This window comes from Dyadobacter alkalitolerans DSM 23607 (assembly GCF_000428845.1).
GTDB classification, from domain to species: domain Bacteria; phylum Bacteroidota; class Bacteroidia; order Cytophagales; family Spirosomataceae; genus Dyadobacter; species Dyadobacter alkalitolerans.
Genome location: NZ_AUAS01000015.1, coordinates 99,991 through 124,243, shown reverse-complemented (window position 1 = coordinate 124,243; position 24,253 = coordinate 99,991). Strand labels below are relative to the sequence as shown.

The window sequence follows — 24,253 nt, the reverse complement described above, 5'->3', positions numbered from 1 at the left end:
AAACACCTTCACATCCAATTGATACAAATGGCGGGCAGTAAAAAATTGTTTATCGTAGCCATTGGCTTTTCCGCCGGCGGGCGAGAAGATCTACATGATTTTTTTTCGCATCTGCCCAAAGTGCCTAATGCTGCCTTCATTGTATTACAACACCTTAACAGGTACCACCCAAGTGTTGCGGACGTTTTGCTGGCGCCAAGCACCAACTTGCCGATTAGTTGGGCAGCAGATCAGGACCTTGTCGAAGCAAACCACATATATCTGCTAGCGCCCAACAAACTTATGACGATCGCCAAGGGGCATTTGCAAACCAGTGACCGCGACCCCCAGGACAGGAGTAATTGGGCGGTGGACATTTTTTTTAAGTCCCTGGCCATTGATGCAGCCGCCATGGCTGTTGGTATTATACTCTCTGGTATAGGCTCTGATGGAGCCAAAGGTGCTGCGAGTATACATGAGCATGGGGGGATTGTATTGGTGCAAGACCCAGGAACTGCCTTGTTTGATGGCATGCCCGTTTCTGCAATCATTAAAGATGACCCTGATGGGATACTCTCACCTCGGACGCTTGCTTATGCGCTCACGGACTATTTACTAACCCGCTAAGGTGTCCAACAGTAATGGCACAAAGTAAACTTTGCCATTTTACGAAGGTCCAAACGCATTTTATCCAAGTTAACTGTGTTGTGATTGGTTTTGTCGGCCATGCATAATATTTCCTCCTGCATGCTATAATTTCTGATAATGTCTCTGGACCAATATCAGTTAACACAGAAGTTCTCTAAGATTTTGAATTGAAATGTCCAGCATTATCTTAGTGTTAAATCAATCTTTTAAGGCGGTCCAGGCGTAGATTAAGCGAACTTGATTGACGACACATGAAAAATTCGCCTACTCTTTTTGACCGCTTTGATAAACTGGACACATCCGTCAATATATGGCTGGTAGCCAACAGCATCACCATCCTTCGCTTTGCGATGGGCGTTGTTTTCTTTGGTTTTGACGTGCTTAAATTTTTTTCGGGGATAAGCCCTATCGAATCCTTGGCCACCCGCACAACTTCCGAGCTTACATTAGGGGTTTCACAGGTCATAGTGCCATGGTATTTGTGGCTACCCTTGAATGTTTGATCGGCTTCTGCTTCATTACTGGGATGTTCTTGCGGGTAGGGGTCTGGTTACTTGCACTTCAAATGGTGGGAGCTATGTCGCCATTGTTTCTTTACCCTTCTGAGCTTTTCCCTGGAACAACACACCATTTTAGCGTTTCAACAGGCATAAATTTTGTAATGCTAAGCGCCAAGTCGGATAAGCCACGGTTACCTCCATAAACAGTGATCTAATGAGTAGTACATCTACCTTCTACTGTGAGAAAGAATTAGTTACACTTCTCAAAGCTAACGATAAGGCAGCATTTGAATATTTGTACGACCACTATGCAGCGGGGCTCTACGGAACGGTCCGCCGGATAGTAAGGGACGATGACAAAGTAGATAATGGTATGCAGGACTCCTTCATAAAAATCTGGAAGAAAATTGCCTACTACGATACAGATCGAGGCACATTATTTACCTGGATGCTGAACATCACCAGGCATACAGCCATTGATCACCTAAGAGCTGATGCCAAATTTGAAAGTAACTTAAATTGGGATTTGGTATGTGAAGATGATCTGAATGGGGGACCAACATTTGTCCCACTTACATCTGCAATCGAAGTTGATCTAAAATGCTTTGTGGATAAACTTGTGCCCGAAAGAAGGCACCTTATTGAGCTGCTCTACTTTGAAGGATGTCTTAGCCCCCTAAATGGTTGGACAAAATTGTAAAAACAGTTTAGTCCATTTAATTTAGGAATCATGAGTAAACAACGGCGAACATTCAGTGCTGAAGATCGGTACTCGATCGTACAGGAATCTCTTCGGAGCGGACCTTCCGAAGTTAGCAGAAAGTACAGCCTGTCACCATCTCTTTTGAGGAGGTGGAAGGAAAAGTATTTGGCGAGCGGCAAGGATGGCCTTCGGGATTCTTACCCACGAGTTGATCCACAACTACGCATCTTGGAAGAAGAAAACGAACGCTTGAAGCGCATAGTAGCCAAGCAAGCTCTCGAACTAGAAGTAAAAAGTGAACTGCTAAAAAAAACTCCTATCGGACCCAGGAAAAGATAGCCGTCATGACTCAATATCAGCAATCTACAACGCGAAAGGAACTGTGTAGGTGGTTAGAGTTACCACGGAGTGTATCTTATTATAGAGCTCGAAATGGCAAGCCAGGAGCAAAAGCCAGTCAGGTAACGATGAAGCTGGATGGCGCTTTGGTTCCTAATGAAGATGTGGTAATTCGCATTAAAAAGCTCATTGATACCGAATTTAACGCGTTTGGGTATGAGTATGCTACTCATGAATTGAAAAAAGAATATCTGATAAATAAGAAGAAAGTGTACCGGCTAATGCTTGCCAATGGCCTTTTATTGAACAAAATGATTCGACCTAGTGGAAAGCGTGACTTTGTTCAATTTCGTCGTATTGAGGCTAGTAAGCCACTAGAATACTTGTGCTGGGATATTAAATATGTTTGGGTTTATGGTGAACGTCGCAATTACTATTTGCTGTGTATTCTGGATGTTTACACCCGCAAAATTATTGATTGGATCTTCCAAGGCAGCATTCGGCAGCTTGATTTAATAAACTTGCTTCGCCGGGTTAACCATTTTTATCAGTTGCAAGGTGTAATATTACGAAATGATAACGGAAGCCAGTTCATTGCCCACAAGGTTCGAAATTTTCTAAAAAATTCGGATGTAAAGCAGCAATTTACCCATGTTGCAACGCCTGAAGAAAACGCTTATATCGAAGCTTTTCACAGTATTTTAGAACGTGAAGTGATTGAACGGAACCAGTTTGCCAGCTATTATGAGGCCAAAGACACAATCCAGCGTTTCATCAAACATTATAATGAAAGTCGCCTCCATCGTTCAATCGGTTTCGTAACGCCCCAACAAAAATGGGATGAAGCCATCGTATCTGACACAACCATTTTAGAAGAAGTGTCCAACTTATAAGGGGCCAAGACAAGGATACACACATGAAGAAGCATCCGAGTATTTGCGCTTGCCGCTGGGCACCCTAAAATCCAGGGTACGCAAAGCATTGTCGGAGTTAAGACAGACTTTTAATATTCCTGTTAACCAAGTCCAGGTTGCCTAAACGATCATTAGGAAATAAACTGCTAATCAAAGTGCTTTTGATATCAGACAATGCGGTCCTTTAAAAGCCCACACTGTCCTATGAAAATTTTGGAAGGTAAGGTTATGCAAATGTATGATTTCAAAACTAAAAAGGCAACTATCAATCAATGTGACTAGGGTAGGAGGTGTCTGCAATTGTTGCTCAAAAAAAAAGTGCCTTGATCACAGTCCGAATAACTTGAACATCAAATGATGACCCATAAGTCCTTATGCGTGTCTTATTGTCTGTGCTGCTTACTAGCACAAACATGCAAAGACTATAAGTATTCAGATACAACTGTTTTAGCAAGGTCAATGAAGCCTTCGAAGGAATTGGGTTTGGTGTAAAAGGAGCTAACGCCAAGCTGGTAAGCCTGGCTTGTAAGTGATTCGTTGTCTGTTGTTGAAATCATGACAATCGGAACCTCCGATAATATGGGATTTGATTTGATTTTCCTGACAGTTTCCAGTCCGTTCATCCTTGGCATGTTCATATCCAATAGAATAAGCACCGCAACCGGACTGCCTGCCTGGCCAACCAGTTCCAGAAAATGTAGGCCGTCATGTGCCTGGGCGATGTTGATTCCTGCATCAACTTCGGCAAGTGCGGCGCAGATCAGGAACCTGTCGTCTTCATCATCATCCACTAAATAGATATTTCTGGGGTAGGACATTGTTGGGCCAGTACGCTACGTAGGCAAGATACTGATGATTTACAATAAACCCCTAGGCATTATTGAGATCTGTTGAATTCCCTGTGCAGCCTAAACAGCATTTAAGTGAAAGGTTGACTAGGCTGGAAAGAATACCTTGAAGCTTGCACCCTCGCCTGGCTGGCTTGTAGCTGTGATCGATCCGCCATGATTGACCATGACTTTTTCACAAATAGCAAGGCCAATCCCTGTTCCCTGGAATTCATTCCTGCCATGCAGACGTTGGAAAACCTGAAAAATGCGGTCCAGGTATTTTTCATCAAAACCAATACCATTGTCCCGAATTTCAATTTGATGGTAGCTGCCCGTATGACATACCGGCTTTACCGATACCGGCAGCTGTCCCTGTAAGACTAGTATGCCTGTCACCTGGATATAGGGCGCTAGCCCCGGCTTACGAAACTTTAGCGCGTTGCTGATCAGGTTTTGGAACAATTGCCCGAGTTGAAGGGCATTTCCCTGGACAGTAGGCAACATGCCAATCTCAACGACGGCACCTGTTTCTTCAATGACCAAGTCCAAATCTGAAAGAACGGTTTCAACTACTTTGTTAAGCCTTACTATCTGATGTATATCGCGCCCGGTTGAAATCCTTGAAAAATCTAGCAAATCCTCAATAAGCACGGACATTCGGCCAGCAGCGGCCTGGATCCGGTCCAGATATTGTGACCCTTTAATGGTCGATGCTACGTTTTGCGAGATGAGACGGTCACTGAATTGCTGAATCTTTCGGAGTGGCTCCTGTAAATCATGGCTGGCCACGTAAGCAAACTGCTGCAAATTATCGTTTGAACGAATTAGCAATTGATTGGCTTCCTCCAGTTCTTCATTAACAGCCAGGTATTCTTCATTTTGCGCTTCCAATTCCTGGTTCATGGCAGCAAGTTCTGCTGTACGTAGCTGCACGAGCTGCTCTAACCCCCGCTGACGGTTGCGCTCGGCGGTCACATCCTGAGCAGTGCCTAATAATTTAATCGGCTGGCCATCGCTATCATAGATGACTTTGCCCAGCGCGTGCAGCACACGCTCACTGCCACGCAATGGTGTTAGGCGGTATTCCGCTTCGTAGATGCCCGGTGAACCCGGTGCAAGTGCCTGGTTTACGGCTGCTTCAACTAATTCGCGGTCATCGACATGGATCGGGTTGTAAACCTGGGCCAAAGGTATCTGGTCATTGTCGAAGCCAAACCAGGACCTGATATTTTCCGAGTAGTTGACATCGCCTGTGTTCAAATTCAGTTCCCACGAGCCCAGATGGGCCAGTTCAATGGCACCCCGCAGGCTTGTCTGAGCAACTTCAAGGTCTTGTTTGGCCACGACCAGATCTGTCACATCAGCGGCCGTGTTCATGACTCCATATACCTTACCTTGCCGGTCAAAGAGAGGTGTGAACGTGTACTTAAAGTAAAAGCGCTGTAATTGGCCGTCAATCTTTAAGTCAACCCGCTGGTTATTGGCATGATAAGGCTGACCGGTATAGTAAACCTTTTCAAGCTGCTGATAAATCCCTGTTCCTTCTAGCTCTGGCAAAATGTCGGCATAACGCTTGCCGATGATATCGGGCCCTTTACCCCATACATCTATAATGGATTTGTTCACCAGCTGGATAGTCATCTGAGGACCAACATAAACACCGATCGGAAAAGGAGCACTTTCCATTAGGCTTTGAAGGCGGGCTTCACTTTCTTCCAGTAGCTGGCGCGCCCGCACCTTCCCGGTCACATCCTGGCAAAGGACAATTACACCTGTACTGTCCCGTCGAGCTCCTTGTAAGGTTGATAAACAAGGTCTAAAAAACCTTCTTTTTTTACTTTATCTACCCACACGAAATAGTACTGGGCATACAGATAAAGTGGCTCTTGGGTAATCCTAACGTTATCTATGAGGGCACGGAACGGTTCCTGGGCTTCCGGGATTATATCAAACAAATCGTTGCCAAGCAGCTGACAAGTGGTTCGGCCAATCAACGAAGCATATGCCTGGTTGACGATGTCCACACGCATCTGTGGCCCACTTAGCATGATAATGCCTGCTGATGCCTGCCCGACCAGGTTTTGAAACCGTTGTTCGGATAGGTGCAGCTGGTCTGCGGTGCCGTTATTAGTATTTGACAAGTTTAATGGGAATACTGTAATGCTTTGCGGCAAGTTAAACATTGTCCCGCTATTTCACCTAACAGGCCAACAGTATCTTAATTGGATACTTCCGCTGATTTATCCGTTTTCTAGATACGCTCATTTTAGGATAAATAAATTGTTTTTTGCAACCAGTCCAGTCATTAAATAAAATCCCTTCGAGCTTTAGGGCAAGGTTCTCCATGGACACCTGCTTTCATAAGTTATTCATATTAGTGGAGTTTTATACAATTCATTCTATATTTATGAATTAAGTATTAAAGTAATTCGACAATGATTTCTTATACATGTTATGGGGCAAGTGATAAGTCCTGCTGAACAAAAAATGAAGGCCATTTTGCTGCATGCCCCAGTGGGACTGGTTGACATGGACGAAAGTGGGAAAATTGTAAGTATTAACCTGATGGGTGGCAAGCTTCTTAATCCTTTAGCTGGCGAAACCCTAGTGCCTGGAATCAACTTATATCCGTGTCTATCAGCGCTTGATCCCGAAATAGTAACCCGCATCCGTGATTATGCAGAGCCCTCGGGATTGATCATGCTGAACCAGCAGTACAGTTATGTTAATCCTAATTCCACTGATGGCGAAAGGCATTTCAAGCTGACTGTAACCAAAATTTTTGCGGGCTGCGTCATTGTAAGCGTGGAAGATGTTACCGGAAAAATGCAGGAGGAACAAGCGCTGAAACAGGCACAGCAGGATAAAGCCGTTGCGCAGGGAAAGTATGAAATAGCCTCAGAAGTAATCCATGATATCGGCAACGCAGTAGTTGGGTTCAACTCTTATCTGACCCGTATCAACCGCATGCTGGAACAGTACAACCAGGGCAACTTGCAAAAGGTGGCCATGTTCTTAAAGCAGCAAAATGAACCATTAAGTGCCGCAATAGGTGCCCCTAAGGCCGCTGCCCTGATTGACATGTTGGAGGCTATCTGCAAGTCTCTCGGGGATAGCCATGACGAACTTCGACGGTCAGTCAACGAGCAGCTTCACCTTACCACCCATATTCAGGACATCTTAAATATTCAGCGCCAATACATCAGCGGACACGAATCCCAGGAAAGAAAACCAGTTAATCTGAAAGACATTATCAGCGATTGCCGTTCAATGATATTTGCCAACATGGAAAAGAAGGGGGTTAACTTGTCCTTAAGCATACCGTCCACGCATATTGAAATCAAGGGCGACCGTACCAAGCTTATGCAGGTACTACTAAACATCCTCAAAAACAGTATCGAAGCGATCGATATGGACGCAGCTGAAAAATCTGTTACCATTAAACTAATTGATTCCGAAGACAGCGTCCATTTAAGCGTTACTGATTCGGGAAAAGGTTTTGATGCGCAAACAGCAAAACACCTTTTTGATCGGGGATATACCACCAAAAGTACCGGTACGGGCCTTGGCCTTTACAATTGCAAAGCCATTATTGAGAGCCACGGAGGATCAATTTCCATGGAAAGCGATGGGGTAGGTACAGGTAGCAGAACCACCATTTCAATTAAGAAATAAACACAATCAGATTTTAAAAAAGATGAATGATATTAATACCTCAATATTAATTATTGATGACGAGGAAATGGTGAGAGATAACATGGAAGAAATACTCGTACCGCGCCACCAATCTATTGAAAGCCAGCAGATAGACCATGCTGCGAGTATCCTCTTTGATGCGCCGGTCTCGATCCTGGCGCCCCTGACCAGCAACATTCCTATTTTTAAGGTAGAGAAAGCCTCAAACGGAATGGAGGGGCTCGAAAAGGTGAAAGCTTCCATCGCAAACAACAGCCCGTATGCGGTGATTTTCCTGGATATGCGCATGCCAGGCTGGGATGGACTGGAAACCGCCATACAGATTAGGAAATTTGACAGTAAAGCCGAGATTATATTTGTTACTGCCTTCACAGACCGTTCCATCGAGGAAATTATCGAGCAGGCGGGCCAGAACGTAGGCTATCACTGCAAACCCTATGCTTCCGAAGAAATTATACAGTTGGCTACCAAGGCAGTGACAGATTACAGCCGTCTGCGCAATCTGGAAAGCCTAATCGAATCCATTGCATCTATCGGATTAAATGAGCGGCAGCTTACTTCCTTGTTGAAGAACATACTGGACCAGCTGGCAGCAACCATCGGTACTGACATGGCCTTTTTGGGCAGGCTTCAGGATGACTTTTCTTACGAGAAAGTTTTGTCGATCGGCGCAATGGAAGAAAAAATCAATCTGGACGAGCTTGTAAACCGCATCAGAGATATAGAAATATCTCCCGAGGAAGTAGTCCAGCTTGACGAGCTGGTATTGGCACGCTTGAACGGGTATTCTGTGTTTGCGGTGCTTAAAAAAAACGGCAGGCTAAAAACTGAAAAGATGTACCTGCTGCGGTTGTTTGTGCAGAATGCAGCCCATGCGATCCGGAATGCTGAAATGAACGAAGAGCTCATTCGCAAAGAGAAACTGTCGGCTGTGGGCAGGGCGATAGGAATGGTCATCCACGACTTGCGGCCCGCCATTGGAAACATACAACTGCTTACCGGGATAATCCGTCAGGAAGGGTATGGCAGTGATTGGCTGGATATGATCGACAGATCGGCTGGGCAGGCTTCTGAAATATTTGAAGACTTTCTGGACTTCATCAGAGAAACCCCTGTTGAAAAGCAAACCGTATTCCTTAAACCACTTCTTGAGGGCGCTCTGAAACAGTTAGCTCCAAAAGCCGGGCTTGAAAAGGTGAGTATCCAAATCGAAGCTGACGAAGAACTGACTGTTCACGGCGACCAAAGCAAACTAAAAAGGGTAGTTATCAACCTGGTCAATAATGCTGTTGACGCACTTCTGGATCACAAAGTCAACGAGCCGAAAATTTCAATTGCAGCTCGTAAGCAAAGTGGCTCCGTTAGTATGCAGGTCAGAGATAATGGCCCCGGTATACCATCGGGCCTGCTAAAAACACTTTTTGAGCCATTTGTTACCAAAAATAAAAGCCATGGAACAGGCTTGGGCCTGGCCATCGTAAAACATTACGTGACGGCCCATGGTGGCAAAATCGCCGTCTTAAACGACGATGGCGCTGTTTTCAATATAACATTATAACCGCTTCTAATGGAACGTGCATTACAACTACTGCATTGCGCCACAAATTATGAGTTTCAAAAGATACTATTCGCAACTTTAAGTTTTGAAGCCTGATATGGTTATTGCTTCACACACGGACCAAACCGATCGCGGAGAATTGTGCTTCCGCAAACTCATTGAGCATAGTTACGCCGGCGTTACACTTCTTGACGGCGAGCTGACCGTGGTTTACAGAAGTCCATCGGCCGAACGGATTACCGGCTGGAGCTTAGCTAACCGGACAAAGCAAGCCGTAAACTCCTTGATACACCCCGATGACGGCCAGACACTTCATCAGGTATTATCACAGGTATATGCACATCCCGGCAAGCCGGTTACGACACGCTTTCGGACCCGGCATTATGCAGGGCACTACATTACAATTGATTGCACACTAACCAACCTGCTGTGCGAGCCCGAGGTCAAAGCGATCGTTTTGAATTTTATAGATGTGACTACGCAGGTAAAACTGGAAGCCGAAGAGCAGCAAAGCCGGAATGCTCAAACCGAGGCTAGCCAGAAGTCAGTGCAGCTGGAAGCGTTATTAGGCAGTATCACGGACGGTTTTTTCACGGCGGATGCTAAGCAGTGCTATACTTATGTGAACAGGAGGATCTGTGAAATGGTCGGCCTGACACCCCAGGAAATGATCGGACGGCGGGTTTGGGACGTTTTCCCAGACGCGGTCGGATCGACCACCTATCACTCGATTCAGCAAGCGCTTCAAGAAAATCGTTTTGTACGCAGCGAAGATTATTATGCGCCGCTCGGCCTGTGGCAGGAAAACCGGGTCTATCCCGGCACCGATGGCTTTTCTATGTTTATCCAGGACGTTACGGGTCGTAAAAAGGCGGATGAGCAGCTGCGTTTGCTCTTCGACCGTGCGCCGGATATGATCGGGATCCTTGGGCTCGACCGCTATTTTAAAAAGGTTAATCCTGCCATGTGCAGCCTGTTGGAATATACCGAAAAGCAGCTGCTGGATGCGCCGCTCGATCTTCTGGTTCACCCGGACGACTTGGAAGTCAGTCGCGAACGCACCAAAGCTTTCATTGCCAGTTGTAACCAGACCATGTACTTTGAAAACCGCTTCTTGACAAAAAGCGGCAAAGCAATCTGGCTATCCTGGACAGTTACCCGGTCCGTTAATGAAAAACTGTTGTTTTGTGTAGGCAAAAATATTTCGGATAAAAAAGAGATTGAAAACCTGTTGCATAAAGCCAATCAACTCGCACGTATCGGAAGCTGGGAAGTCGATCGGGTGAGCGGAACGGCCTACTGGTCACCGATCACAAGGGAAATTTATGAAGTCCCTGATTCCTTCACTCCGAGCGTTGATAACTGGCTGTCCTTTTACCGTCAGGGAGCAGATAGAGATTATATCGCTGGCAAAATGGCTGACACAATTGTGACCGGGGTGCCCTGCGACGCCGAGGTAGAACTGGTTACCGCACGGGGCAACCTTCGCTGGGTCAGGGCGATGGCGGAGGCCGAGTTCAGGGACGGCAAATGCGTCCGGGTCTACGGCAGCTTCCAGGACATTGATCACCGTAAAAGAGCGGAACTAGCGGCGACCACGGCGCTTGCTGAACGAAATGCTATCCTTGAAAGTATCGGCGATGGCTTTTTTGCCGTCGACCGTAACTGGATTGTTACCTATTGGAATGCGACTGCCGAAAAAAACACGGGCAAGCCGCGTGAAACAATGCTTGGTAAATATTTTTGGGATATCTATGAGGATGTGTGGGAGTTGGATTTTTACAGGTTTTACCAACAAGCTATGCTTGAAGGGACAGCGGTCCACTTTGAAGACTTTTATCCGGCGATGCAGGCTTGGTTCACTGTAAGCGCTTATCCATCAGAGAATGGACTGTCCGTATATTTTAGGGATATTTCGGAAAGTAAAAGAACGATGCAGGCGCTCGCCGAATCCGAAAAGCGTTACAGTGACCTCTTTCAGCTAAGCCCCCAGCCGATGTTCGTCTACGCCGTAGACACGTTAAAGTACCTGGATGTGAACGCGGCAGCAATTGCCCATTATGGTTATAGTCACGAAGAGTTTCTGGACATGACGATACTAGATATCCGGCCGGCCGAGGATATTCCGCTCGTACAGCAGACGGTGCGGCAGCACGTGGAACAGGAGAAGGTCATTCTGCATGGTATTTTCCGGCACCGGAAAAAAAATGGAGAACTGATCAACGTCGATATCCAGAGTAACGCAATTACTTACCAAGGCATAAAGGCAAAGGTGGTGCTTGCCAATGATGTAACCGAGCGTATGCGATATATTCAAGCAATTGAGGCTCAAAATAAAAAACTTCGAGAGATCTCCTGGATGCAATCACATGTGATCCGGGCGCCATTAGCCCGCATCATGGCGCTTCTTCCAATGCTGGAATTGCCTGCTGAACCCGATGCAGAGCAGCAGCTAATTTACAATTACTTGGTCGCATCGGCGAAGGAGCTCGACCATGTGATCCACTCGATCACTGACGCCACATGTTCAATAAATTTAAAATAAAAACAAAGCTCTCACATTGCCTGTCCATTGCAAAAAGAATCGGTAGTAGGCGATGAGCGTGAGAAGTAATCCATAAAACCCTGCATAGTACGGAGGTGGAAGTTGAATACCTTACAGATAAAGAAAGGCTCAGAAGATCACGTTTAGATCTATAAAGAATATATAGCACAAGTCAGAAGGCACCTTTTAAGGTGCCTTTTTTGTTGCCAAGCACTATATTACCTGTTGGGAAAGCAGCACCTGCAAGTCCTGGATTGTCCGTTTTTCTTCATTGATAGTATCCTGACCATTCCCTGTGCCGGTCCGTACTGCAATGCACTGGCAAGTGCAAGAATGCTTGAATAAGCCCCAATCTGATAATTTACTGCTTTGATGACGGCCAGGATAAATGAAATGTCACACCAAGTATCATCCTCTTTTAGGCATGCGTATGCATCTTTTAGATCTGCTATTAGGCCTGCAAGAGCTGCGCTCTCTGTGTTTTCCAAGGGCTCGTTGATTGAAGTAAAAATTCGCCGAAGACGATTAACATGCTCCTGGGTGTATGCACGCTCATTTTTTAAGGCACTTCCCAATTCTGGCAGGGCAGGTTGACCTGCCGAGCTGGCCTAACATGGCAACCCATGCATTTTCGAGCCAATGCATCTGCCGTAGTTCTATGGTAAGTAGTTGGTGGGCTGTCATTTGGCGCTGAGTTGATCCATGGGCACATTTAGTTTAAAACTGTGCCAGTAGGCGCATGAAACTTAATATTGGCTGTAAAGAGCCAGTTGTAATTTTATAAGCAATCTTTTCAACAAACTGAAATCCTATGAAACGTGAATAAAAGCAGTTGACAGCAAATCTTACAGAGTCGCTTCAAGACAAGCTAAGACACACTGAAACCGATAGTAAAAAGCTGGCGAAAGCCATTAAAAAGACGGCTAAAAAGCTTGCCGAAAAGATAATCAAGGTTTCCATCAAGCAGCAGAAGAAACTTGAAAAACAAAAAGGCGAGCACACTGCTAGGTCGCCAGCGGGGACTACGGAAGTTGACAGCCCTGAAATTAAAATAAGGGCCAAAGCAGTGACAGAGACAGAAAGAGGAACGCTTTCAGGAAATGAAGATCCAGCCAAATAGTAAGCATGGATTCCATAAGATCCGTTGTTCACGCTTACCGTCGTATGTATGTGGACACCCGATATAAAACAAAACCCCGAAAGGATCGGCATTTGATAATTTCTGATAACTTTTACTATCAACGGCATCTTGCGGAAAGGCCTGGTACCACTTGTTGGCTGCTCGGATGCTACTGATCTGGTTGTAAGATGTTGCATATACCAAACGGTCATATTCTGTTATTGAGCTTCTATCAAAGCTCAGATTATCAAACAAATAATACAGCAAAATATGGCTGCGGTTTTCCGGGATCATCTCTTGATCACTCATTTTATTATTAGTTGTTAAAATAGACATTTTAAACTCGTCATTAGTAGTTCATAAGCCAATGCTTTTGCTGAACGAATACCACGCAAAACCTTTAATATCGTTTAGTACAACATCACCTGAATTGCTTACATTAATCGTATTAGTGATCATGCTACCAAACAAGGCAAAGATCCATGCTATTGAGAGCTGCTGGCTGATCGAGCCGTTTTGCTGAAGGGAAGCAATCACTTTGAACCACTCGGACTTAATGGAGTCGTATGCGCCGTTTTTCTCATCCTGCGCTATATCACCATAAGCAGTATGCCCATAAATCTTGTCCAAAAACGCATACTTGGCACCACAATCAATGCCGGCATACAGCATCAGTTCAAGTTGTTTTACTGGGTCAGTGGAAGCATGATAAGCTACTGTCATTGCATGTTGGCAAGTCGTCATCATTTCAGCCTTGCAGAATTCAATTAACTCTTGCCGGTTACCAAAGTAAAGGTGCAAGGTCCGCCGGTGTACACCGGCTTTTTCTGCAACCATATCGAGTGTAGCTGAATAGTCTGTATTGAAAAATAATAATAGCTGACTCAACTATATGCGCCTTTGTATCTTTCATAGCGTAAAAATAGGAAATTAGTGCTGACTTCTGCGAACTCTAAAAGTTTAGCGTAAAAGCAATCGAGGGCTTCAAAAATGCGCCCGTTAAGCGAACCATGGTCTCTATTGCTGCACTATTTGTCAATTTCCTTTTAAATATTTTGAGGTACTTTTTGAGGTTGAAGCAGGTCGTTGCCATCAGCATCACCTTATGTGCTGCGGTTATTCTCAAAACATTGATTTTACTTAATCCGTAATGATGGACCAGGCTTCTAAAGACCGGCTCTACCGTACTTTGCCGGACTTGTTTCATCTGTTTCCCTCGTCTGCTTAGTTGTCTTTCATAAGCTCTATGGTAATAATCTTCATAGGCTGTCGTAAAAATTCTTTTAAACTGGGACTTAGGCGTGCAGGATTCTTTTAGAACACAGGGGATGCAATCTCTTTTCGAAGCCCGGTAGTTTTTTATTGGCTTTCTATCAGAGGTTCGATCAAAGCCTTTAAAAGGAATTGTCTTCCATGGTACAGGTAAGAACATCTTCTTTCCTGTTATAGGTAACCCATCCCCGTTCTGGTTTGTACTTGCCAAAAACAGGAATCCATGGTGTGATGTTTCTTAATTAGTACCCATAATTAAAACCATTTGAGTATCCGGCATCTGCCAACAACTCTGTCATGCGAAGCTCATTCGCTTTTAGTCGGTTTTGAATTTGTAGAGTCATTGCTGGAAGATACTGACTATCTCTCCCGTCTGCAAAGTCGGCCTGTATATGGCTAATGACGCCTTGCCCTGAATCTACTCCGTGCAGCAGTGGTAGTTAAGTTTTCTTGCCTTGCCAGGCTTTACCGAAATACGAGCATCCGGATCATGCGGATTATAATGCGTTTTATTACTGAACAACTGAGCTTTTTCATGAGAAGCGCCGCTGGCACCGGCCGGATTTTTAAGCAGTTTATCATGAACATGTTTCACACGATTCAAATGATGCTGCGGGGCAGTTATCAACCCCGCTGTCGAAGGAGGGGCAGTGATTACTGGTTCTTGGTATCTACGGCTTCAAAGCGCCTTCAACAGATTGAAAAGGTCTTTTCAGTTCAAGACTTTCCATTGAAGCATTGGCTTTAACTGGTGCTGAACGGCCGCCGCCGCGGTCCATTGCGTGTGTATGTCCACTGACCATGCCCTTGTCAACACACAGAGTAAATACCTTATTGAATAAACCTTCAAAAACGGTAGCCGGATATAGCTGCCTGGTCCGGCTGATGGTTGAATGCCAGGGCAGCTGCTCGTCAATATCATAGCCCACACCGAACAGTGATCTACCAGTTTGCGATCAAACGTTATATTTTCCAGGTAACCGACAAGCATTAGCTTAAACCGGGTCGCCGGGCGAAATACAACCAGATCTATGGATGGGTTTCCAGTGCTTCCATAAAGCTCCCTGGTTTCTTTGGAGATGGAGTTCAAATCCAGTGATTCTTTCAACTTCCGATAAAAATTATCCGTTGGGATCCGCTCGGATAACTGGAAGTTCATGAACAGCTTTTCGGCGGCCGTCGCACTGAGTAATTTTTTCGTCCTTGCGTCCTGAAGTTACAAAATTCTACCGTAATAAGCCAACAACAAGGCAAACTTAGAGTTGATCATGAATGCTTTGGAAAGTGTTTTTTTCCATCATTGGTTTTAGTTTTGTCATGGCGAATTTTACCTCTTATAGTTAATGATGGTTTACTCTATAAATTCTGATATCACAAATTCATGAAAATTGGGATACTGCTTTATGACCAAGTGACTGCGTTAGATGCGTTCGGTCCAATGGATATTTTAGGCCGAGTTAAAGCATGGGATGTTCAAAATGTTGCCTGTTTGCCAGGCCGGATAGATGTTGGAAACAAGCTATTCGTCGAGCCTTCTCTGATATTGACGGTGGAGACGAAATTGGATGTCCTTCTTATTCCGGGAGGTCGTGGACAGATAGAATTTTGTAAAAGTGAAGATAACCTTCGAATCGTCAAGGCAGTCTGTGAAAAAGCCGGTTTTGTTCTCACAGTATGTACAGGTTCGCTAATTCTAGCGTTCTGTGGACTTCTCTTTGACAAGAAAGTGACAACTAACAGGAGCGCGTACCAGGCCCTTGAGAAGTTTGGTGCTATTGTAGTTGACGAGCGTATTGTCGAAGACGGTAATATTATCTCCTGCGGCGGGGTAACAGCAGGAATCGATCTAGGCTTTTACTTCGTCAATAAAATTGCCGGGCCTCATGAGGCTAGAAGAATCCAGTTGCTTGTCGAGTACAATCCATCGCCACTCTACAGATATACAAGTCTCGAAACGGATGTAGCGCTCAACCATGAACTTACTAACGATTCAAAGAATATCATATCTGCGCGAGATGCTCAGATCGAAGCTCATCTCCAAAAATTTAAATAGTATATCCAAATATTCTCTCTTCATCGCAACTGTTTAAATGTCATTTTGAGAGTTGTGCAACAGCCACGGTGGTTAAAAAGAAATATGGAGGCTCACTACTTTTATCAGTTTCAGTCATCGGGAAGCTTATTTTGGTATGTTTTAGGTGCTTGGGAGTAGGTTAAATCGTACCATTATCAGCTATTAATTGGCGGTAGCAGTGTATCCAATACACAATAATGTTTCCCCTTCATTAACCGGTGGAGTGCCCACTTTATACAGGATGATCCCGTTTTGATCTGCATTGATATCAGCAATTTGTTTTCCAAAGACGTCGGTGATATAACCGATCTTTTGCCTTTTGACAACCTGATCACCACTTTTCAAGTCACTGTAAAATATGCCTTTCGCAGGCGATTTAATATAATGCTGCCCGTTCAGAACGACGGGTTTTAAGACAGGTTTACGATTGGTTTTATACATGCCGAGCTCGACAAGAATATTATAAATACCCGTCTTAATCTGTTCTACGGACTTGTTTTGAACACCTCCTAATTTACCCGCTTCCATGCTTAGCGCAGTAATGCCTTGCTGGGTCGCATGCTTGAAAGCATATTCAGCAGGCTGGGTTTTGCTTAGATTGAATGGATATATAACCATCAATGGAAAACCTGCGGACTCAGCCAATTTACGGGCCTGGGAAGTCTGCCCGGGCGTATCCTTATTGTCATAGTAGCAGATAAAATCCGTAAGATCTTCACTGGCATCACCCGCATGTATATCCAGAAGCACCGTTGAACGCTGGATAACCTGGATGGTAATCGCATGGGCCAGCTGCTCGGAGATACTTCCATCTGGCTTTCCAGGAAAGACGCGGTTCAGATTCTTCCCATCAAGTGGATTATAGAAAACGGACCTTCCAAAGAAGGCAGCTGTATTAGCAATAGGAACAATGATTAGTGTGCCTTTCAGTTTGCCCGGGTCAATTTCAGCCATGATCTCCTGGGCCGCTATGATGGGCGGATACTCATAGCCATGAATGCCGGCGATGATGGAGAAAACGGGTCCGTCCAATTTTCCTTTGATCACCTTTACAGGTAATTCAGCAGCATCAGCGCCGCTGCGCACAGTCAGGATCTGCTCGGAAGCCGAGCCGGGCTTTATGTCTATGTCTAATGTCATAGCACGCTGGGCGAGCCCAGTGGACATATTCACCATTAAGATAAAAAATAACAGAATTGCAAAGTGTTTCATCATCGAGTAATAAGAGACAAATGTAACCACTACCATAATAATTATTGCAACATGGTTGCAGGTTAAAAATATCAAAGCTTTATTTGCAACATTGTTTCATGTAGGGCGGCCGAATGCCGACTTGAAAGCTGGTTTGATGAAGATACGTGTACTTGTTTGCTTGATGACATTGCTATTTGTGCCGCGGGCGGTGCTAATGGGGCAGTCCTTGTCAGGCAAAGTTGTTAGCACTACTGGTCAGCCGCTGATAGGTGCAACAATCACATTAATACCTGGCGAGCTTAGCAGCCTGAGTGATTCAGGCGGCACTTTTGTCTTTAACCAGGTTGAAAAGGGACGGTACAGCCTGAGGGTTTCCTTTGTGGGTTTTAAGCCAATCACCAAAGCATTAACCATTAAATCAGAAGCTGTCGCACTTGGAGATTTGGTGTTGGAAGCCGATGAAGCGCAGTTAAAGGAAGTCATAGTCAAAGACAACTATGAGCAGCTCCGGCAGCAGCAGGTTTCACTAAATGTTGATATTGTCAGCGCAGACTATATAAGGCGCAATCTGGGCGGAAGCCTGATGCAATCGCTTGAAAAGCTGCCGGGCGTCAAGACCATTGGTATCGGCTCGGGCGGCTCAAAGCCTTTGATCCGTGGACTTGGCTTTAACCAGGTGGTTGTCATCGAGAACGGCGTGCGCCATGAAGGGCAGCAATGGGGCGCTGATCATGCATTAGAAATTGATCAGTTTGCAGCGGGTAGGGTAGAAGTGATCAAAGGCCCATCGGCATTCCTGTATGGATCCGAGGCCATTGGTGGGGCAATTGACATTAAACCAGCAGCAATTCCGGCTTCTGGCTCGGGAGGTGGAGCCGTGGATCTGACAGCCAAAAGCAACAACGGTCTGTATGGTGGTTCATTTAATTTGTATGGCAGAAAAGACCGCCTGTTTGCTGATGCCCGTATGACATGGCAAACGTATGGAGACTACCGTGTGTCCGTGGATTCTATATTTGTTTACGATTATGGGGTCGCGCTTTACAAGAACAGGCTGCGTAATACGGCAGGGGAGGAGCGGAACCTGCACTTGCGGGCGGGCTGGATTACAGCGCCGTTTGAATCGATATTCTACATCAGCAATACATCCAGCAAAAGCGGCTTTTTTGCTAATGCGCATGGGTTGGAGCCGCGGCGCGTTGACCTGGATCTGCACGACCGTTTATCCAGGGACATCCAGCTACCCTCTCAGCAGGTTTCACATACCAAAGTGATCAACCGGACTGAATTTCGCTACGGGAAAAACAGGCTGAATGTCGAGCTGGGTTATCAGCATAATTTCCGTCAGGAGCACAGTCAGTATGTCAACCATGGCTACATGCCACCGGTTTATCCATCCGAGCAGTCTGCGCCGGAAACCTTGGAGCGGCAGTATGACAAGAGCGTTTTCTCAGTCAATGTTAAAAATGAGCTTCTTATAGACAGGCACATGCTGACCATTGGTGCAAGCGGAGAGCATCAGCACAACACCATCGGTGGCTGGGGCTTCTTGATCCCGGCATTCTCGCAAAGCAGCGCTGGCGCTTTTATCCTGGATAAATTTAAGGTCAATGAAAAGCTTCTCATTCAAGGTGCGATCCGGTACGATTATGGAAGCATTGATATTAAGGAATACAAAGATTGGTTCACAACCCAATCAGAAAGCGGCACGACCACCTACCTTACGCGCGCAGACGCCATTACGCGCAGATTTAATAGTATCAACTGGTCTGGGGGTCTGAATTATACACCGGGTGAATTCTTTCTGAAACTGAATGCGGGAACCGGCTTCCGGATGCCGATAGCCAAAGAGCTGGCCGCAAACGGGGTCAATTATCATTACTTCCGGTATGAAAAAGGCGATCCTTCACTTTCAGCCGAAAAATCGTATCAATTAGATCTTGGCGTAGGGGTTAATAGTGAAAAGCTCACTGCGCAGCTCACGCCGTTCTTCAATTATTTTCCTAACTACATATTTCTAAACCCTACCGCCCAACATGATTATTTCTATGGTGCTGGTAACCAGGTTTTCAACTACGCGCAGAGCAGGGTGATGCGCTACGGCTCGGAGTTGCAGGTCTCATACAGCTTTTTAAAAAGCTGGAAAGCAGGGCTTGCAGCTGAATATCTTTTCAGCAAACAGCTTTCCGGGGCCAAGCGGGGCTACGGCTTGCCTTTCGCGCCGCCGCCATCTGCGCTTGTGAGCCTGACCTATGAGCCGCAGTGGGAGGGGCCTCTGACCAGCGCTTACTTTACCATCGACTGCCGGCTTTCGGCCAGCCAAAACCGGATTGTGCCCCCTGAGCGGCCAACGCCTGCTTATCAGGTCTTTAACTTTTCAGCGGGCGGAAGCCTGAAAATCGGCCAGCAACTGATGAATGTTAGCCTGCAAGTACAAAATGTGCTGAACAAGCGCTATTTAAACCATACCAGCTTTTACCGTCTGATTGGTCTGCCCGAAGCAGGCCGCAATGTCGTGCTGGCCGTTAAAATTCCTTTTGCCTTCAAAGCAAAAGCCCAAAGTTAATTTCATGCAAATTCTATTACTCACCATAAATCCAAAACAATGAAAATCAAATCAATGCTTGCCCTGCTATTGGCCGGGGCACTTTTCGCTTCCTGTAACGACGATGATGATGTAGACGTGGCCGCACCAACGATCTCGAATGTTGAAATCGGGTCGGGTAACAACAAACAAGCCCAGGCGGGCAGCGACTTTCATATCGAGGCGCAGATCGTAGCACCAGGCGACATCGACCGCGTGCAACTGGAAATCCACCCTGAGAATGGAAGTGGCTGGGAGCTGGATACGGTTTACACAACTGGTCTTTCGGGACTTAAAAATGCAGAACTGCATGAGCATATTGATGTTCCTGCCAGTGCCGCACTGGGAGATTACCACCTGCATATGACTGTTTTTGATAAGAATGGTAACAAAGCAGAGATCGACTCGGAGCTGGAAGTGATCAAAGACCCGACACTGCCTGCACTTACTGGCTTTGCCGTTGAAGTGGAAGATGCCGGAAAAGGACTGCACCTGGAAGCAGCTATTGCAGCACCCAACAAAATCGCATCAGTAACTGTGGAAGTCCATGGGGACAAATGGGAAAAGGAATTTGAATTCAAAGATGCTGCCATGGTAGGTCAAACGGCCTTTGAGTTTCATAAGCATGTCGATATCACCGCAGCGCCAGTGGGCCACTACCATGTGCATTTAAAGGTAGTTGACCAGGCTGGAAAAGAAAATGAATTTGAAGAACACTTTGACAAATAAACCGAGCTTACTATTAGCCATGAAAAACAATTTAGTTAAGCGCCAGCCCAAAAGCCTATCCGTACTTCTTTCAGCACTTCTCATGATCATGCTGACCCTGGCGGCTTGTGATAACAACGATCCTGAGCCAGAACCCAAGCCTGAACCCGAGCTTCCAAAACCAACTCTGGAAAACCTGGAACTGGGACTGGGTAATGCTGGTATTGGTGTAATTGGCGAAGATTTCCACTTTGAAGCTGACATTTTAGCGGTTGATAAAATTGATACAGTCAAAGTCGGTATCTTGCCCAAAGAAGGAGAAACTTACACTAAACCCTGGAAACATGAGATTACCTGGGACCAGTATAAGGGCTTAAAGAATACGAATGTTCACAAGCATTTCAACCTTCCCAAAGATGCTGTCGAAGGCAAGTATGAGCTTGTGGTGACTGTTGTCGATGAGAACGGTTCCAGGCTTGAAGTGAAGCGGGACTTTGAAATCTACACCCGGGAAAGTCTTCCGGTAAGGCCCATGTTTACAGGGTTATGGATGCATAAAAACTGGAACCCGATGTATGACTATCATTCTGATAAAGATAGTTTCCCCACCGAGCGCTACAAAAAAGGGGATACCATTCAGGTACAGGCCAATATTTCTTTTGTGAAAGGGGATGGGAAGCTGTATCTGCTACTGATCAAGAAGTCGGCAAACTACAACCCGCAGACTATTGAGGAAGTTGACCTGAGCAAAGCCATTGTATATGATGTACATGAGCATAAGGATGAGAAAACCGTTCAGGACTTTGGCAATTCAGAATTTGATATGGAAACCTATACGGTCATTCGTAACATTCCTGATTTGATCATTGGAGCTGAGAAGGACAACAATGCACCAACGAAGAATGCGATCAGTGGTGGTAAGGCCTGGGAAAGCGGGGATTACAATCTGGTCGTGATCTATAAGAATGTGACCACCAACCAGACGATCCATAAGGCAATCCCCTTTGGAATCGATTACAATTAACGTTGTCCATCACCAATGGTAATTTGATTATCAACCACAACTAAAAACCGCCGGGCCGGTGAGCCATGCACCGGTCCATTCTTAAAAACAACATGAAACAACTCCGACAATTTATTCTGTTAGCAGTGATTGCATTAGCCGCTGTTGGTTGCGATAGAGATGAGCCCGCAATAGATACCGATTATCCTGTCATTGAGGCGGAAGCCCCAGGCACTTTCCCCATTCAGTGCAGCACCCTTAAACGAGGCGAAGCATTCACCTTCAAGGCAACATTCTCTGACAATATCGCACTGGGCTCTTATAGTGTGGATATCCATCACAATTTCGATCACCACACCCATAGTACAGAAGTAAGTGATTGCAATATGGATCCGGTCAAGAAACCAGTCAATCCTTTCCTTTTGATCAAAAGCTTTGACATTGACCCCAGCCAGCAAAGATTTGAAGCGAGCCAGACAATCAAGGTCCCTGCGGGCATTGACCCAGGCGACTACCACTTCATGATCCGCCTGACAGACAAGGAAGGATGGCAGACGATCAGGGGCATTAGCATCAAGATCCAATAGCATCCAGGCTGTAACATGCCCTTGTTCGCCCAATAAATCCAAAAAACAAATCACATGGGACAAGGGCGCTAAAAATACCAATGTCCACAAGCATTTTACCATACCCGCAAGCAACTTGCCGGCTTTTAAAGTAGGCTGGCTTACTTCATCACTTTTTTATGGCCCAGGTAAAAAAGCTTTTGATTAAAAGCAAGGTGCGTCCAACGCCCAACCGCATTGCCGTTCTGGACGTTTTCCTGCGGGAGCACAAATCACTGTCCCATGGGCGCTTGCAATGCTTGCTTAACTATGAGATTGACCGGGTGAGTTTGTACCGGACGCTGCTCGACCTGGTTAGTGCGAACCTGCTTACAAGACTTGTTGATGCAGAAGGTGTTGCCCAGTTTCATTTCCGGCAAGCAAAAACAAAACAGGAAGGGATACTTACCCCACATTTTAAATGCAGCAGTTGTGAAGGCATTACTGCGCTTCCAACCCTTCCCGAAACCTACATCCAGCAGATAGCCTCAATTGGCCGCGTTCAACAATCCCGGCTGTTGCTGGAAGGCATTTGCAACGAATGCGTTAGATCTGGCAGCATTGGTAAATGGTAAAGCAAAGCAGCAGCAGCATTAAGCTTGCTGCTGCGCTATACCGGGTTTAGTGTAGTCGCTATTGTATTTTCAAGTTGAAGTCAAGGTTCGCCACAGCAGGGCGGATTCGTATTGGTGTTGGTTCTCCATCACTTATCTTTTCTATCTCCCAATCTTGATCTTCTGTTTTTTCGAGCGCAGTAACTTCTGCGATAAAACCCGCCGAGCTCTCCTCCCTTTCCCGGATTGAATCACAAAGATCTTCCACAAATTCTGGCGTTATGATGGCATCTGTTTTATTGGGCTCTAACAGATCGGTTTAAAAGATTTCAGCGAATTCGATAACCAGCAAAAAGTTGTCCTGGAAATTTTCGCCATTCCCAGGGTAATGGCGAAATAACTCTCCCAAAACCTATTGAATAGGGATTGAAGCTTCTTTGTTTGATCCAGATATGCTTTTCGTCTCCCAGGATTTGCGCCAATGATGTCGATGACGGCCAGGTCCTTTAAAATCTGCAATCGCTTTGCAAACTGCAACGAGAAATGTGGGGTCTGACGAGTGATGTCATAGCCAGCTTTAAAGACTTCCATGCTTTGAAATTTCATTATTGTTTCTATTGACGATGCTGAAAGTCAAAAACTACAACAGCGCGCTTAGATATTTTTTTTTTCATCATCAAAACTACCCATAGCTTTCCGTGGTGGAAATTGAAGTGTGACCAAGCGACTGGCTAATGAATGCAAGTGGTGCTTCTGATTGAAGAAGGATTGTTGCGAAAGAGTGCCTGGCGCTATACGTATTAACGTCACTTTCGATTTCAAGCTCTTTGGCAATCCCTCTCATATATTGATTGGTGATCTTAATGACCTGGCTGATGATAATCCGCTCTCTTAAAACCGGCATATCATTTTCAAGGAATGGGAAAATGTGTTTTTTGGGGTGTCGGTCTGTGCCTGCCCACCTTTCTATGATTGCCAGCGTTTCGGGGAACAGCGTAACCTTAATACGGGTTTGGTTGCTCTTTCTGCTCCTGGCGGTCTTCTGCCTAACATAAGGCAACTTGTCAGACTGAATATCCTCCCATTTCAATCGACAGATATCATTGATATTCATCCCATTGCATAAATAGGAAAATACCCATAGGTTTCGGCTTCGTTGCTCCATGCCGGGTGCACACTGGTATTCCATGATCTTTAATACTTCGGCTTTGGTTAGGGCTTTTTTGGTATTGCTTCCAGCTGGAATGGTGTAACGGTTTTTGGAGAATGGGTACAAATCCCGGTTGTCCGAAAGCACTTGTAAGGTAAAACTTATAAGTGCTTTTTTGCTTTGATAGTTTTGTGACGGTTAACTTCTATACCTACACAATTATTATTACATGGTATATAATATTACATTTACTATTAGTTTACGTCATATCGTATAT

General features: G+C 45.5%; 26 protein-coding genes and 1 pseudogene. 16 read left to right on the top strand and 11 right to left on the bottom strand.

The genetic code is table 11. From position 1 onward, the window contains the following. The first annotated feature begins 27 nt into the window (after positions 1-27). The 6 genes and pseudogenes from G395_RS0122625 to G395_RS32795 form a co-directional block, all read left to right on the top strand. Complete coding sequence (locus G395_RS0122625; RefSeq protein ID WP_035361890.1) at positions 28-606, top strand: chemotaxis protein CheB; 579 nt, start codon at positions 28-30, stop codon at positions 604-606. Between the two features lie 272 nt (positions 607-878). Beyond that, positions 879-1,130, top strand: coding sequence for a hypothetical protein (locus G395_RS30000; RefSeq protein ID WP_026632162.1), 252 nt, complete (start codon positions 879-881; stop codon positions 1,128-1,130). Between the two features lie 211 nt (positions 1,131-1,341). Continuing rightward, entirely contained in the window at positions 1,342-1,827 is a 486-nt protein-coding gene (locus tag G395_RS29995) for an RNA polymerase sigma factor (RefSeq protein ID WP_051350304.1), read from the top strand. 30 nt (positions 1,828-1,857) lie between these two features. Then, positions 1,858-2,169 (top strand): transposase, encoded by a 312-nt coding sequence (locus G395_RS0122610; protein WP_026632161.1) that lies wholly within the window; start codon positions 1,858-1,860, stop codon positions 2,167-2,169. Positions 2,170-2,174: 5 nt separating this feature from the next. Further along, entirely contained in the window at positions 2,175-3,062 is an 888-nt protein-coding gene (locus tag G395_RS0122605) for an IS3 family transposase (RefSeq protein WP_026632160.1), read from the top strand. Positions 3,063-3,075: 13 nt separating this feature from the next. Continuing rightward, a pseudogene (locus tag G395_RS32795) lies at positions 3,076-3,207 on the top strand (RNA polymerase sigma factor); the annotation flags it as partial. Between the two features lie 298 nt (positions 3,208-3,505). On the opposite strand, the gene G395_RS0122600 reads toward G395_RS32795, so the two are convergent. From G395_RS0122600 to G395_RS0122590, 3 genes are all read right to left on the bottom strand, one after another. Beyond that, entirely contained in the window at positions 3,506-3,901 is a 396-nt protein-coding gene (locus G395_RS0122600; RefSeq protein WP_026632159.1) for a response regulator, read from the bottom strand. A gap of 117 nt (positions 3,902-4,018) precedes the next feature. Then, positions 4,019-5,662, bottom strand: coding sequence for a PAS domain-containing sensor histidine kinase (locus tag G395_RS29990; RefSeq protein WP_051350303.1), 1,644 nt, complete (start codon positions 5,660-5,662; stop codon positions 4,019-4,021). Positions 5,663-5,679: 17 nt separating this feature from the next. After that, positions 5,680-6,054 (bottom strand): PAS domain-containing protein, encoded by a 375-nt coding sequence (locus G395_RS0122590; RefSeq protein ID WP_169720061.1) that lies wholly within the window; start codon positions 6,052-6,054, stop codon positions 5,680-5,682. A 313-nt stretch (positions 6,055-6,367) separates the two neighbouring features. On the opposite strand from G395_RS0122590, the gene G395_RS0122585 reads away from it, so the two are divergent. The 3 genes from G395_RS0122585 to G395_RS31255 all read left to right on the top strand — a co-directional run bounded on the left by G395_RS0122585 (position 6,368) and on the right by G395_RS31255 (position 11,712). Then, positions 6,368-7,588, top strand: a complete 1,221-nt coding sequence (locus tag G395_RS0122585; RefSeq protein ID WP_026632157.1) for a sensor histidine kinase — start codon at positions 6,368-6,370, stop codon at positions 7,586-7,588. A 22-nt stretch (positions 7,589-7,610) separates the two neighbouring features. After that, entirely contained in the window at positions 7,611-9,167 is a 1,557-nt protein-coding gene (locus tag G395_RS0122580; RefSeq protein WP_026632156.1) for a hybrid sensor histidine kinase/response regulator, read from the top strand. 97 nt (positions 9,168-9,264) lie between these two features. Further along, entirely contained in the window at positions 9,265-11,712 is a 2,448-nt protein-coding gene (locus G395_RS31255) for a PAS domain-containing protein (protein ID WP_051350302.1), read from the top strand. Positions 11,713-11,930: 218 nt separating this feature from the next. Here the strand turns inward: G395_RS31255 and G395_RS0122570 are convergent, their stop codons facing one another. Further along, positions 11,931-12,287 (bottom strand): DUF892 family protein, encoded by a 357-nt coding sequence (locus G395_RS0122570; protein ID WP_169720059.1) that lies wholly within the window; start codon positions 12,285-12,287, stop codon positions 11,931-11,933. 257 nt (positions 12,288-12,544) lie between these two features. Between G395_RS0122570 and G395_RS0122565 the strand changes: the two genes are divergently transcribed. Then, entirely contained in the window at positions 12,545-12,832 is a 288-nt protein-coding gene (locus G395_RS0122565) for a hypothetical protein (RefSeq protein WP_026632154.1), read from the top strand. Here the strand turns inward: G395_RS0122565 and G395_RS0122560 are convergent. The 4 genes from G395_RS0122560 to G395_RS32430 all read right to left on the bottom strand — a co-directional run bounded on the left by G395_RS0122560 (position 12,806) and on the right by G395_RS32430 (position 15,263). Then, positions 12,806-13,168 (bottom strand): hypothetical protein, encoded by a 363-nt coding sequence (locus G395_RS0122560; RefSeq protein ID WP_157486778.1) that lies wholly within the window; start codon positions 13,166-13,168, stop codon positions 12,806-12,808. The genes G395_RS0122565 and G395_RS0122560 overlap by 27 nt on opposite strands. 21 nt (positions 13,169-13,189) lie before the next feature. Further along, a complete protein-coding gene (locus G395_RS29980) occupies positions 13,190-13,720 on the bottom strand; it encodes a TetR/AcrR family transcriptional regulator (RefSeq protein WP_262485401.1) in 531 nt (176 codons plus the stop codon). A gap of 64 nt (positions 13,721-13,784) precedes the next feature. Continuing rightward, positions 13,785-14,264 (bottom strand): transposase, encoded by a 480-nt coding sequence (locus G395_RS31250; protein ID WP_157486777.1) that lies wholly within the window; start codon positions 14,262-14,264, stop codon positions 13,785-13,787. A 552-nt stretch (positions 14,265-14,816) separates the two neighbouring features. Next, a complete protein-coding gene (locus G395_RS32430; protein WP_169720058.1) occupies positions 14,817-15,263 on the bottom strand; it encodes a transposase in 447 nt (148 codons plus the stop codon). Between the two features lie 222 nt (positions 15,264-15,485). Between G395_RS32430 and G395_RS29970 the strand changes: the two genes are divergently transcribed. Continuing rightward, a complete protein-coding gene (locus G395_RS29970; RefSeq protein ID WP_051350300.1) occupies positions 15,486-16,157 on the top strand; it encodes a DJ-1/PfpI family protein in 672 nt (223 codons plus the stop codon). 183 nt (positions 16,158-16,340) lie between these two features. Here the strand turns inward: G395_RS29970 and G395_RS0122530 are convergent, their stop codons facing one another. Then, on the bottom strand, positions 16,341-17,318 hold the full coding sequence (locus tag G395_RS0122530) for a succinylglutamate desuccinylase/aspartoacylase family protein (RefSeq protein WP_229204257.1): 978 nt from the start codon (positions 17,316-17,318) through the stop codon (positions 16,341-16,343). Positions 17,319-17,526: 208 nt separating this feature from the next. Between G395_RS0122530 and G395_RS0122525 the strand changes: the two genes are divergently transcribed. From G395_RS0122525 to G395_RS0122505, 5 genes are all read left to right on the top strand, one after another. Beyond that, positions 17,527-19,938, top strand: coding sequence for a TonB-dependent receptor (locus G395_RS0122525; RefSeq protein WP_211237796.1), 2,412 nt, complete (start codon positions 17,527-17,529; stop codon positions 19,936-19,938). A gap of 39 nt (positions 19,939-19,977) precedes the next feature. Then, positions 19,978-20,685 (top strand): DUF4625 domain-containing protein, encoded by a 708-nt coding sequence (locus G395_RS0122520; protein ID WP_026632148.1) that lies wholly within the window; start codon positions 19,978-19,980, stop codon positions 20,683-20,685. Positions 20,686-20,704: 19 nt separating this feature from the next. Continuing rightward, positions 20,705-21,688 (top strand): DUF4625 domain-containing protein, encoded by a 984-nt coding sequence (locus G395_RS0122515; RefSeq protein WP_026632147.1) that lies wholly within the window; start codon positions 20,705-20,707, stop codon positions 21,686-21,688. A 92-nt stretch (positions 21,689-21,780) separates the two neighbouring features. Further along, a complete protein-coding gene (locus G395_RS0122510) occupies positions 21,781-22,254 on the top strand; it encodes a DUF4625 domain-containing protein (protein ID WP_026632146.1) in 474 nt (157 codons plus the stop codon). Positions 22,255-22,412: 158 nt separating this feature from the next. Next, on the top strand, positions 22,413-22,847 hold the full coding sequence (locus tag G395_RS0122505) for a Fur family transcriptional regulator (protein ID WP_026632145.1): 435 nt from the start codon (positions 22,413-22,415) through the stop codon (positions 22,845-22,847). Between the two features lie 285 nt (positions 22,848-23,132). On the opposite strand, the gene G395_RS0122500 is transcribed toward G395_RS0122505, so the two are convergent. Both G395_RS0122500 and G395_RS29965 read right to left on the bottom strand, forming a co-directional pair. After that, positions 23,133-23,432: a hypothetical protein gene (locus tag G395_RS0122500; RefSeq protein ID WP_026632144.1), complete on the bottom strand. Its 300-nt coding sequence runs from the start codon at positions 23,430-23,432 to the stop codon at positions 23,133-23,135. A 76-nt stretch (positions 23,433-23,508) separates the two neighbouring features. Next, positions 23,509-24,123 (bottom strand): site-specific integrase, encoded by a 615-nt coding sequence (locus G395_RS29965; RefSeq protein ID WP_051350299.1) that lies wholly within the window; start codon positions 24,121-24,123, stop codon positions 23,509-23,511. Positions 24,124-24,253: the final 130 nt, after the last annotated feature.

Excerpts from the sequence above, each read along its gene's own strand:
- G395_RS0122625 (WP_035361890.1), top strand. The coding sequence starts at position 28 with ATGGCGGGCAGTAAAAAATTGTTTATCGTAGCCATTGGCTTTTCCGCC.
- G395_RS30000 (WP_026632162.1), top strand. The coding sequence starts at position 879 with ATGAAAAATTCGCCTACTCTTTTTGACCGCTTTGATAAACTGGACACA.
- G395_RS29995 (WP_051350304.1), top strand. The coding sequence starts at position 1,342 with ATGAGTAGTACATCTACCTTCTACTGTGAGAAAGAATTAGTTACACTT.
- G395_RS0122610 (WP_026632161.1), top strand. The coding sequence starts at position 1,858 with ATGAGTAAACAACGGCGAACATTCAGTGCTGAAGATCGGTACTCGATC.
- G395_RS0122605 (WP_026632160.1), top strand. The coding sequence starts at position 2,175 with ATGACTCAATATCAGCAATCTACAACGCGAAAGGAACTGTGTAGGTGG.
- G395_RS0122600 (WP_026632159.1), bottom strand. The coding sequence starts at position 3,901 with ATGTCCTACCCCAGAAATATCTATTTAGTGGATGATGATGAAGACGAC.
- G395_RS0122585 (WP_026632157.1), top strand. The coding sequence starts at position 6,368 with ATGGGGCAAGTGATAAGTCCTGCTGAACAAAAAATGAAGGCCATTTTG.
- G395_RS0122580 (WP_026632156.1), top strand. The coding sequence starts at position 7,611 with ATGAATGATATTAATACCTCAATATTAATTATTGATGACGAGGAAATG.
- G395_RS31255 (WP_051350302.1), top strand. The coding sequence starts at position 9,265 with ATGGTTATTGCTTCACACACGGACCAAACCGATCGCGGAGAATTGTGC.
- G395_RS0122560 (WP_157486778.1), bottom strand. The coding sequence starts at position 13,168 with ATGTCTATTTTAACAACTAATAATAAAATGAGTGATCAAGAGATGATC.
- G395_RS31250 (WP_157486777.1), bottom strand. The coding sequence starts at position 14,264 with ATGTTCTTACCTGTACCATGGAAGACAATTCCTTTTAAAGGCTTTGAT.
- G395_RS32430 (WP_169720058.1), bottom strand. The coding sequence starts at position 15,263 with ATGAACTTCCAGTTATCCGAGCGGATCCCAACGGATAATTTTTATCGG.
- G395_RS29970 (WP_051350300.1), top strand. The coding sequence starts at position 15,486 with ATGAAAATTGGGATACTGCTTTATGACCAAGTGACTGCGTTAGATGCG.
- G395_RS0122530 (WP_229204257.1), bottom strand. The coding sequence starts at position 17,318 with ATGACATTAGACATAGACATAAAGCCCGGCTCGGCTTCCGAGCAGATC.
- G395_RS0122525 (WP_211237796.1), top strand. The coding sequence starts at position 17,527 with ATGAAGATACGTGTACTTGTTTGCTTGATGACATTGCTATTTGTGCCG.
- G395_RS0122520 (WP_026632148.1), top strand. The coding sequence starts at position 19,978 with ATGAAAATCAAATCAATGCTTGCCCTGCTATTGGCCGGGGCACTTTTC.
- G395_RS0122515 (WP_026632147.1), top strand. The coding sequence starts at position 20,705 with ATGAAAAACAATTTAGTTAAGCGCCAGCCCAAAAGCCTATCCGTACTT.
- G395_RS0122510 (WP_026632146.1), top strand. The coding sequence starts at position 21,781 with ATGAAACAACTCCGACAATTTATTCTGTTAGCAGTGATTGCATTAGCC.
- G395_RS0122505 (WP_026632145.1), top strand. The coding sequence starts at position 22,413 with ATGGCCCAGGTAAAAAAGCTTTTGATTAAAAGCAAGGTGCGTCCAACG.
- G395_RS0122500 (WP_026632144.1), bottom strand. The coding sequence starts at position 23,432 with ATGAAATTTCAAAGCATGGAAGTCTTTAAAGCTGGCTATGACATCACT.